Source organism: Allobosea sp. (assembly GCF_030694325.1).
Classification (GTDB): domain Bacteria; phylum Pseudomonadota; class Alphaproteobacteria; order Rhizobiales; family Beijerinckiaceae; genus Allobosea.
The window spans coordinates 1-9,853 of the sequence record NZ_JAUXYO010000056.1 but is presented as its reverse complement, the minus strand read 5'-3'; the positions used below and the strand labels follow the sequence as shown (position 1 = coordinate 9,853).

At 68.0% G+C, this 9,853-nt stretch carries 9 protein-coding genes; 2 read left to right on the top strand and 7 right to left on the bottom strand.

The window, feature by feature from the left end:
• Both Q8M82_RS03290 and Q8M82_RS03285 read left to right on the top strand, forming a co-directional pair.
• On the top strand, positions 1-589 hold a 589-nt coding region (locus Q8M82_RS03290), incomplete at its 5' end, for a citrate/2-methylcitrate synthase (RefSeq protein WP_305689954.1).
• 146 nt (positions 590-735) lie between these two features.
• Positions 736-1,725, top strand: coding sequence for a Bug family tripartite tricarboxylate transporter substrate binding protein (locus Q8M82_RS03285; protein WP_371126220.1), 990 nt, complete (start codon positions 736-738; stop codon positions 1,723-1,725).
• Positions 1,726-1,728: 3 nt separating this feature from the next.
• On the opposite strand, the gene lpxB is transcribed toward Q8M82_RS03285, so the two are convergent.
• The 7 genes from lpxB to rseP all read right to left on the bottom strand — a co-directional run.
• Positions 1,729-2,916: a lipid-A-disaccharide synthase gene (gene lpxB / locus Q8M82_RS03280; RefSeq protein ID WP_305689953.1), complete on the bottom strand. Its 1,188-nt coding sequence runs from the start codon at positions 2,914-2,916 to the stop codon at positions 1,729-1,731.
• Entirely contained in the window at positions 2,913-3,788 is an 876-nt protein-coding gene (locus tag Q8M82_RS03275) for an LpxI family protein (RefSeq protein ID WP_305689952.1), read from the bottom strand. The genes lpxB and Q8M82_RS03275 overlap by 4 nt, the downstream gene beginning before the upstream one ends.
• Positions 3,785-4,594 (bottom strand): acyl-ACP--UDP-N-acetylglucosamine O-acyltransferase, encoded by an 810-nt coding sequence (lpxA, locus tag Q8M82_RS03270; protein WP_305689951.1) that lies wholly within the window; start codon positions 4,592-4,594, stop codon positions 3,785-3,787. The genes Q8M82_RS03275 and lpxA overlap by 4 nt, the downstream gene beginning before the upstream one ends.
• A 51-nt stretch (positions 4,595-4,645) precedes the next feature.
• A complete protein-coding gene (gene fabZ, locus Q8M82_RS03265; RefSeq protein ID WP_305689950.1) occupies positions 4,646-5,104 on the bottom strand; it encodes a 3-hydroxyacyl-ACP dehydratase FabZ in 459 nt (152 codons plus the stop codon).
• A 99-nt stretch (positions 5,105-5,203) separates the two neighbouring features.
• Complete coding sequence (gene lpxD / locus Q8M82_RS03260; RefSeq protein ID WP_305689949.1) at positions 5,204-6,259, bottom strand: UDP-3-O-(3-hydroxymyristoyl)glucosamine N-acyltransferase; 1,056 nt, start codon at positions 6,257-6,259, stop codon at positions 5,204-5,206.
• 41 nt (positions 6,260-6,300) lie between these two features.
• Complete coding sequence (bamA, locus tag Q8M82_RS03255) at positions 6,301-8,820, bottom strand: outer membrane protein assembly factor BamA (protein ID WP_371126219.1); 2,520 nt, start codon at positions 8,818-8,820, stop codon at positions 6,301-6,303.
• Positions 8,821-9,183: 363 nt separating this feature from the next.
• Positions 9,184-9,853 (bottom strand): RIP metalloprotease RseP (rseP, locus tag Q8M82_RS03250; RefSeq protein ID WP_305689947.1); only part of this gene is annotated, 670 nt, incomplete at its 5' end.

Below are 9,853 nucleotides of genomic sequence, written 5' to 3'. Positions count from 1 at the left end.
CTCGACCTCGACGGTGCGGCTCGCCGGCTCGTCGGGCGCCAACCCCTTCGCCTGCATCGCGGCCGGCACGGCCTGCCTCTGGGGCCCGGCCCATGGTGGCGCCAACGAGGCGGCGCTGCGGATGCTCGAGGAGATCGGTTCGGTCGAGAACATCCCGAAATTCATCGCCAAGGCGAAGGACAAGAACGATCCGTTCCGCCTGATGGGCTTCGGCCACCGCGTCTACAAGAACTACGATCCGCGCGCGAAGATCATGCAGAAGACCACGCATGAGGTCCTGAACGAGCTCGGCGTCAAGGACGACCCGCTGCTCGACGTGGCGATCGAGCTCGAGCGCATCGCGCTGTCGGACAGCTACTTCATCGAGAAGAAGCTCTATCCCAACATCGACTTCTATTCGGGCATCACCCTGAAGGCGATGGGCTTCCCGACCTCGATGTTCACCGCGCTGTTCGCGCTGGCGCGCACCGTCGGCTGGATCGCGCAGTGGAAGGAAATGATCGAGGATCCGTCCCAGCGCATCGGCCGTCCGCGCCAGCTCTATACCGGTGCGCCGCAGCGCGAATACACGCCGATCGGCCGACGCTGAGCCGCAGCGCGTCGAAAACAATTCCCGAAGGGGCGCGACGGCTTGCCGTCGCGCCCCCTATTGTTTCAGATGATTGATATCGCGACCGGCGATGACGCATCGCGCGGTGCCGCTACACTCAAAACGACCTTCCGGAGGAACAGCACTTGTCCCACTCGCATGATCTCTCCCGGCGCGGCTTCATCGCCGGTGCTTCGGCCCTGACCCTGGCCGGCGGCCAGGCGCAGGCCCAGACCGCCTTCCCGACCCGCCCGATCAACCTGATCGTTCCCTTCGCCGCCGGCGGCTCGACCGACATCGTCGCGCGTCTCGTCGGCCAGAAGATGGGCGAGTTGCTCGGCCAGTCGGTCGTGATCGAGAACCGCGCCGGTGCCGGCGGCAATGTCGGCTCCACCGCGGTCGCCCGCGCGACGCCGGACGGCTACTCGATCCTGATGGGCACGATCTCGACCCATGCGCTGAACCCGGCGATCCTGAAGACCGTCACCTTCGACCCGGTGAAGGACTTCACCCCGATCTCGCTGCTGGCGGTGGTGCCGAACGTCATGGTCGTGCATCCGAGCTTCCCGGCCAAGACGGTCCAGGAGGTGATCGCGGTGCTGAAGGCCGAGCCCGGCAAGTACTCCTATGCGTCTTCCGGCGTCGGCACGCCGCTGCATCTCTCGGGCGAGCTGTTCAAGTCGATCGGCGGCGTCCAGATGAACCATGTGCCTTATCGCGGCGCCGGTCCGGCCCTGAACGACGTCGTCGCCGGCGCGGTGCCGATCATGTTCGACAACCTGCCCTCCTCCGCCCAGTTCATCCGCAGCGGCCAGCTGCGCGCGATAGGCGTGACGACCAAGGACCGCGTCGCGTCCTTCCCGGATCTGCCGACGATCGCCGAGGGCGGGCTCGCGGGCTACGAGACCTACACCTGGAACGCGCTGTTCGGACCGGCGAAGCTGCCCGCCGACATCGTCGCGAAGCTCAACAAGGCCGCCAACGACGCGCTCAAGGACGCCAACGTCAAGCAGCGGCTCAACGACGTCAGTGCCGAGATCGTCGGCTCTACCCCTGAGGCGCTGGGAGAGCACGTCAAGATCGAGGTGGCGAAGTGGTTCCCGATCGCCAAGGCCTCCGGCGCCGCGCTCGAGTGAGCTTCAGGCGCCGCCCGCCCCGCCGGCACGGCTCGACACCAGCGCCAGTGCAGCCTCGACTGCATTGGCGGCTGGGCTCTCGCCGGCCGAGCGCATGATCATCTCGACCTCGGCGAAGCCGGCGAGTTGCCGCGCCCGCCCCTCGCCCTCGGCGAGGGCCTCTTCGAGCTGACCGGCAAGGGCCTGCGCCGTCGCATCCTCCTGGATGAACTCGGGCACGACGCTGCGGCCCAGGATGAGGTTGGGCAGGATGACGCTGGGCAGCTTGATGAGCCGCCGCGCGATCGCAGCCTCCCAGCCGGCGCCGCGATAGGCCGCGACGGTAGGGACCTGCGCCAGAGCCAGTTCGAGCGTGACGGTGCCCGATGCCGCCAGGGCCGCCCGCGCACCGCGGAAGGCCGCGAGCTTCTCAGCCTCTCCCAGCACGATCTCGGGCGGTCGCGTCCAACCGGCCGTGGCCTGGGCGATTTCGTCCTTGAGATGCGGGACCGCCGGCAGAACGAAGCGCGCGCCCGGCAGCCGCTCGGCAATGCGGGCCACCGCCGCGCCGAAGACCGGCATCAGGTGGCGGATCTCGGAACGCCGGCTGCCGGGAAGGACCAGCACGAGCGGCGATGCGACATCCGCCCGCCTCGGGGCTTCTGCGGGGGCCGGGCGCAGCTCGTCCAGCCGCTCGATCAGCGGGTGGCCGACGTAAACCGTCCGCGGCCCCTGAAGCCGCTCCAGCGCCGCCGGCTCGAACGGCAACAATGCGAGGATCCGGTCGATATGGGGCGTCATGCGGCGTGCGCGCCCCGATCGCCAGGCCCAGACGCTCGGGCAGACCCAATGGGCGATGGGGATGTCGGGCGTGCGGGCGCGGACCTTTTTCGCCACCCGCAGGCTGAAATCGGGGGCGTCGATCGTCAGCAGGAGGTCCGGCGCGAAGCGGGCGATGCCACGCGCGGCGTCCTCCATGCGGCGCAGCAGCAGGGGCAGGCGCGCCACCACGGGGCCGAATCCCATCACCGCGATATCGGCCTGCGGGAACAATGGCGCCAGCCCGGCGGCGACCAGCGCCTCGCCGCCGACCCCCGTGACGATCACCTCGCGCGGGGCCAGCCGCCGGCGCAGCGTCTCGAGGAAGCGCAGCGCCAGCGCGTCGCCCGAGGCCTCGCCGGCCACGATCGCGAGGCGGAAGGGCTCGTTCATGGGCTGTCCTTCGTGACGCCCTCGACGAAGAGCCCGGATTGATCGGCGAGCCGGCCGAGGCCGACCGCATCGCCGACGAGAACGCGACCGGCGTGCAGGCCAATTCCCGCCAGACCGGCCGCCACCACGTTGCGCAGCGTCTGCGGGCCGATGGCCGGCATGTCGACGCGCAGATCCTGCCCGTCCTTGGGCGCCTTGACCAGGACACCGTCGCCCTTGGCGATCCGCAGACGCCCAGATGCGACCATCTCGGCCACACGGCCGATCATGGCGTCCGTGCCCTCGGCCGCCTCGATCGCGACGACGCGATGATCGGCGAGGATGGCGGCCTGCCCGACATCGAAGGGCGACAATGCCGCCAGCAGCTCGAAGCCGCGTGCGATCAGCGCCTTCTGCTCGGCAGAGGCGACCTTGCGGCCGAGAGCGCCGACCGGGGCCGTCATCGCCGGGGCGATGTCGGCCGGGCCATGCACCGCAAAGCCCTGGTCCTCGAAAAAGCCGACGACGCCTCGCAGCAGATGATCATCCCCGCCGCGGAAGGCGCGGGCGAAATGCGGCAGGTATTTCAGGGTCGAAGCCTCGGGCCGCAGGCCTGAGAAGCTCGGGCGCGGCAGGCTGCCGATCAGCACGAGGTCGCCGATGGACCGGCGACGCAGCTCGTCGAGGAGGCGGCCGAGCTGGCCGAGGCGGTAGCTCTGCAGATCGGCGGCGCCGAAACGCGCCGGATCGGCCGCCCCCTCGAGCGCAGCCACGAACAGAGGCCGCCCGCTGCCGGCGACGAGCTCGGCCAGCCGCGGCGGGAAATCCCCCCCACCGGCGATGATGGCGAGGGGGCTGCGCGTCGCGTGTGTCGATGCCGGACCGGCGCTCACCGATCGGGCGCGTTGACGTCGTGCGGGACGCAGATGGCGCGCTCGCCGCCGACCCGGATGAAGTCGAGGATCTCGTGGATCAGCGGATGGGCCGCGAACTCGCTGGCGACGTCCTCGACGCGCTCCGACAACGTTCCCTCATCGGCGAAGAGCAGCCGGTAGGCGCGGCGCAACTCGTGGATCTGCTCGCGCGTGAAGCCGCGCCGCCGCAGGCCGACGAGATTGAGCCCGGCGAGATGGGCCGGGTTGTCGCGCACCATGCCGAAGGGAATGACGTCATGCATGACGCCCGCGCCGCCGCCGATGAAGGCGTGGTCTCCGACGCGGATGAACTGGTGCAGCCCGGTGCCGCCGCCGACGATGACGAAATTGCCGACCTTCACATGACCGGCGCACATGACGTTGTTGGAAAAAATGACGTTGTCGCCGATCGAGGTGTCATGGGCGACGTGCGAGTTGGCGAGAAAGAAGCAGCGGTCCCCGACCGTCGTCTTCATGCCGCCGCCCTCGGTGCCGGGGTTCATCGTGACGCCTTCGCGGATCAGGCAATCGACGCCGATCGTCAGGGTCGAGGGCTCGCCCTTGTACTTCACGTCCTGCGGCGGATGGCCGATCGAGGCGAAGGGATAAACCTTGGTGCGAGCGCCGATAGTGGTGCGGCCGGCCACGGCGACATGGCTGATGAGCTCGACGCCTTCATCGAGGACGACATCGGGGCCGACCGTGCAGAAGGGGCCGATCGTGACGCCGGCGGCGAGCCGCGCCGCAGGGTCCACGACCGACATGGGATGAATCGTTGCGCTCATGACCTGACACTCACGGCCGGGGCCGTCCTGCTCTTGCGGACCCTCACGGGATCAGACGACCATCGCCGACAGATCGGCTTCGGCGACCAGCGTGCCTTCGACCCGCGCCTCGCCCCGATAGAAGTAGATGTTGCGCTTGCGGGCCACCTTGGTGAGGTGGAAGCGCAGCGTGTCGCCGGGGACGACGGGCTTGCGAAACTTGGCCTTGTCGATCGTGGTGAAGAGCACGCTGCGCACGGCCACATCGTCGCTGCCGCGCGCGTTGACAACCAGAACGCCGGCGGTCTGCGCCATCGCCTCGATCATCAGAACGCCCGGAAACACGGGATTGCCGGGGAAATGCCCCGTGAATTGCGGCTCATTGATGGTGACGTTCTTGATCCCGACGCCGGATTCGTCGCCGTTGATCTCCACGACGCGGTCGACGAGCAGGAACGGGTAGCGGTGGGGAATGCAGGCCATGATCTTCTGGATGTCGGCCACACCCAGCGCCGTCGTCGCCTCGGTCATCGTCTTGTCTCTCCCGCGCGGAGCCCGCTCCGCATCACCGGTTTCTTCTAGCCGCGAGACGCGGCGAGGCCAACAGCCGGCCGCACCGGGGCGACCGCATCAGCCTTGGGATTTGCCCTTGCCGCGGTTGGCGAGCAGGGACTTCAGCATCGCGCTTTCGCGGGCCCAGCTGAGAGCCGGCTGCGCCGGATAGCCGCCATATTTGGCGCCGCGCGGGACATCGCCGGCCACGCCGCTCTGGGCCGCGATCTGCGCGCCCATGCCGATGGTGAGGTGACCGGCGAGGCCGACCTGACCGCCGAGCACGACGAAATCCTCGAGCGTCGAGGAGCCGGCGATGCCGACCTGCGAGACGATGACGCAATGGCGGCCGACGACGACGTTGTGGCCGATCTGGACGAGGTTATCGATCTTGGTGCCCTCGCCGATCACCGTGTCGCGGCTGGCGCCGCGGTCGATGCAGGTGTTGGCGCCGATCTCGACATCGTCCTGGATGATGACGCGGCCGATCTGCGGCACCTTCATGTGCCCTCTCGGGCTCATCGCGAAGCCGAAACCGTCCTGCCCGATCCGGACGCCGGGATGGATGATGACGCGGTTTCCGATCAGGGTCGCCTGCAGGCTGCAGCCCGCGCCGATCGAGCAGTCGCGTCCAATGCGGACCTGCGGGCCGATGACGGCATGCGAGGCGACGACAGTCCCCGAGCCGATCTCCGCGCCCGGCCCGATGACGGCACCGGGATCGACCGTGACGCCGGCCTCGAGGACCGCCGTCGCATGGACGAAGGCGCCGGGCGCGACACCCTGCGAAGCGAACACCGAGCCCGGCTTCAGGGCGGCGGGAAAGAAGCGCGCCAGGATCTTGGCGAAGGCGTGATAGGGCGTGGGCGTGACCAGCGCGAGCGTGCCGGCCGGCACGCGCTCGGCAAAGCGCGGCGAGACCAGGCACAGCCCGGCGGCGGTCGCCGCCAGCGCCTCGGTGTATTTCGGGTTGTCCATATAGGCGATGTCGGCAGGACCGGCCTGCTCAAGCGCCGCCGCACCGGTAAAACGCCGCGCCGGATCAGCGCCCTCGGGCAGCGCGGCGCCCGAAATGACGGCGACCTCGCTGCAGTCGAGCGAGGTCGCGGCCGGAAAGAAATGGGGATCTGACATCAGGGGATGTGTCCGGAGCGGGGCGCGAGCGCCCCGCCGCGTCAGAAGCGGGTGCCGCCGGAGAAGCGGAAGGCCTGCAGGCGGTCGCCGCCGAACTTGCCGGTGACGGCTGCACCATTGACGATCGCCGTGCCCCACTGCCCGTCGTCCTTCGAGAGCGCGTAAGCGTAGTCGAAGCGGATCGGGCCAAGCGGCGACTGCCAGAGCAGGCTGACGCCGACCGAGGAGCGCAGCACGTTCTTGTCGCGCACGCAGGCCACGTTGGTCTGCGCCGTTTGGCCCTGAGACAAAGCAACGTTGAACAAGCGACCCGTTGAGCCGGCCGGGCAGGCGCTCGCAACGGCCGTGCCGCCATCATAGCTGAAGAGCGTACCGGCGTCGGCGAAGATCGCGCCACGCAGGCCGAGATCGCGCGGCAGCCCCCAGATCGGGAACTGCACTTCGACCGAACCACCGAAATAGCTGGTGCCGCCGAGCGCGTTCGCGGTTGGATCGTTTAGCACGTCGCGCGGGCCGATGCCCGACGGCGCGAAGCCGCGCACCAGGGTCGGTCCGAGGAAGTAGTGGTCGATCATGCGGAGATTGCCACTGGTCGCCTGCACGTGACCGCCCTGAACCCGGACGAAGCCGACGACGTCGTCGAAGATTTCCTTGTAGTAGCGCGCATCCGCGGCCACGCGCAGGAACTTCGAATCGCCGCCCAGACCGGCGAATTCCGGCTTGATCTCGGCGATGAAGCCGTTGCGCGGGTTCTGGTTGCTGTCGAGCGAGGTGTAGGTGGAGCCGAGGCCGACCCGGGAGGTCGGGGTGGTGCCGGCGGCTTCCTTCACCGCAACCGTCGCCTCGCCATTGGTGAGGCAGTTGATCGTGGTGCTGGCCCCGATCGCACCTGCGGTGCCCGGCGTGACACCGGTCAGCGGCACCGTACAGTCATTATACGGCCGGTCGAAGCTGTTCGGGATCTCGATCTCGGTGGTGTAGATCGAGTAGCGCGGCGTGATCGAGAACTCTTCCGTGATCGGGAAGGTCATGCGGACGGTGCCGCCGGTGACGCGGCTCTCGAAGCGGCCGGTGTTGTAGTTGTCGCTGAACTTCGAGAACAGGTCGAAGCCCGCCGCGATGCGGCGACCGAGGAAATAGGGCTCGGTGAAGGAGAAGTCGACGCCCTGCGTGCGCTGGCCCAGCGTGCCCGCGATGCGGACGAACTGGCCGCGACCGAGGAAGTTCGATTCCGACAGCGCAACCTCGCCGATCACGCCGTCCGAGGTCGAATAGCCGCCCGAGATCGAGAAGGAGCCGGTGGCCTTGTCCTCGACGTCGATGTTGACGACCACGCGGTCGGGCGCGGAGCCCGGCTCGTTGGTGATGCGGACCTTGTTGAAGAAACCGAGATTGTTCAGGCGACGCTCGGCGCGGTCGACCATGACCTTGTTGTAGGCGTCGCCCTCGCCGAGATCGAGCTCGCGGCGGACGACGTAATCGCGCGTGCGGGTGTTGCCGCGCACATTGATGCGCTCGACATAGACGCGCGGGCCGTCGTCGACGACATAGGTGATGCCGATCAGGCGGCCGGCGGCGTCGCGGTCACCGCGCGGGCGGACCTGGGCGAAGGGATAGCCGCGGCGCGAGACCTCGGTGGTCAGGCTGACGAGCGTCCTCTCGACGGCCTCGGCGTTATAGGTGTCGCCCGCCGAGGTCACGACGTAGTTGTTGAGCGTGGCAGAGTCGATCTCGCGCACCGAGGAATCGACCGCGACGCTGCCGACCTTGTACTGCGGCCCTTCCGACACGGTGACGTCGATGACCCAGCCGCCGGCGGCATCGTCGAAACGGGCCTGGCTGTTCAGGATCTGGAAGTCGGCATAGCCGTTCTTCAGATAGAAGCGCCGGACGAGCTCGAGATCCGAGGTGATACGGTCGGGATCGTAGACGTCGGAGGTCTTGATCCAGCTCAGGAAATTCGATTCGGTCGTGGTCATCAGACCGCGCAGGCGACCGTCCGAATAGACTTGGTTGCCTTCGAAGTTGATCGACTTGACGCCGGTCTTGCCGCTCTCGTTGATCGTGAAGACGACGTCCGAGCGGCCGTTCGGCAGCGGCGCGATGCGGCCGCTGACCGAGGACAGGCCGTAGCCGGCGCGGCGATAGACTTCCTTCAGACGGGCGACGTCGGCATCGATAAGCTGCTGGCTCATCGGGCCGCCGGCCTTCGACTGGACCTGCTGCAGCAGGATTTCGCTCTTCAGGCGACGGTTGCCCTCGAAGGCGACGCGGTTGATCGTGTCGCTCTCCTGGACGGAGATGACGGTCTGCGCGCCGCGGCGGTTCACCTGCACATTGGTGAACAGGCCGGTGGCGAGCAGGTTCTCGCGGATCTGCTGCGGAGCGCTCTGACCGGACGCATAGGAGCGGATCGTCTCCGCATCGACGCGCCTGTTGCCCTGGACAATCACGGCCTGCGCGAACACCACGCCACCGCTGACGGCCAACATGAAGGCCGAAAGTCCGACTGATCGAGAGAGCCGCGTTTTCATGGACCGGCTCTTTTGGGTCGACGTCATCGGGTCGCCTATTCCATTTATCAGGTCACCACCCCGGTCGCGGGGGCGACCGCCTACGAGCGGCCGCATGGAGACATTGCAGTCCATTCGCTTCTACAAAGTTTCCCGCGGGGTGCAAACGGGCATTGTCGTTAACGAAATATTTTCGAGGCGCTCGTTGCTCGGAGGCCACGCGGATTGCCGTGATTTGGCCGCAAACCGGCCTCCAACGGCGCGCTCCCGGCCATGCTGCGACGCATCGAAAACGTCAGGCGGACGACGCCCGACCGGCCCGATCGCTTTAAATCGTCGGCAAGCCGTTAACGGACGGGCCACCGATCGGCCCCGCAGGCGCGGCGATTCCAGCCGTCCAACGCTCAACCGCTAAAGCAGCGATCGGACGTGGACGAGATCGTTCCAGGTGACGAAGAGCATCAGCATCAGCACGAGGCCGAGCCCGAAGCGGAAGCCGAGTTCCTGGGCGCGGTCGCTGAGCGGTCGCCCGCGCACCGCCTCGATCGCATAGAACATCAGATGCCCGCCATCGAGCATCGGCACGGGGAAGAGGTTCATCAGCCCGATCGAGACCGAGAGGATGGCGGCGAGGTTGAGAAGCCCCATCAGGCCGGAATTGCTGGCCACGATGCCGGAGACCTGCGCGATCCGAATCGGGCCGGAGAGCTGATCGACCGATTCCCGCCCGCGCACGAGCTTGGCCAGATAATCATAGGTGCGCTCGACGACGTACCAGGTCTCGCCAACGCCGACCTTGGCCGATTCGAGCAGGCCGAAATGCTGCGTCTGCCAGTCGCTGGCCTGGCGCGAAGCCTGGACGCCGAGCACGCCGATGCGCTGCTTGCCGACCGGCGTGCTCTGCTCGACGAGCGCCGGCGTGACGGGCAGCGTTACCAGCGCCCCGGCGCGATCCACGACGACGGTCAGCGTCTCCTCGGGGCGGGCCGAGATCGCGCGCTGCATGTCGGAGAAGCTCGAGATCGCGCGGCCGTCGATCGAGACGACGAGATCGCCCGCGCGCAGGCCGCCGCGCTCGGCG

Excerpts from the sequence above, each read along its gene's own strand:
- lpxA (WP_305689951.1), bottom strand. The coding sequence starts at position 4,594 with ATGAGCGCAACGATTCATCCCATGTCGGTCGTGGACCCTGCGGCGCGG.
- fabZ (WP_305689950.1), bottom strand. The coding sequence starts at position 5,104 with ATGACCGAGGCGACGACGGCGCTGGGTGTGGCCGACATCCAGAAGATC.
- lpxD (WP_305689949.1), bottom strand. The coding sequence starts at position 6,259 with ATGTCAGATCCCCATTTCTTTCCGGCCGCGACCTCGCTCGACTGCAGC.
- bamA (WP_371126219.1), bottom strand. The coding sequence starts at position 8,820 with ATGACGTCGACCCAAAAGAGCCGGTCCATGAAAACGCGGCTCTCTCGA.
- lpxB (WP_305689953.1), bottom strand. The coding sequence starts at position 2,916 with ATGAACGAGCCCTTCCGCCTCGCGATCGTGGCCGGCGAGGCCTCGGGC.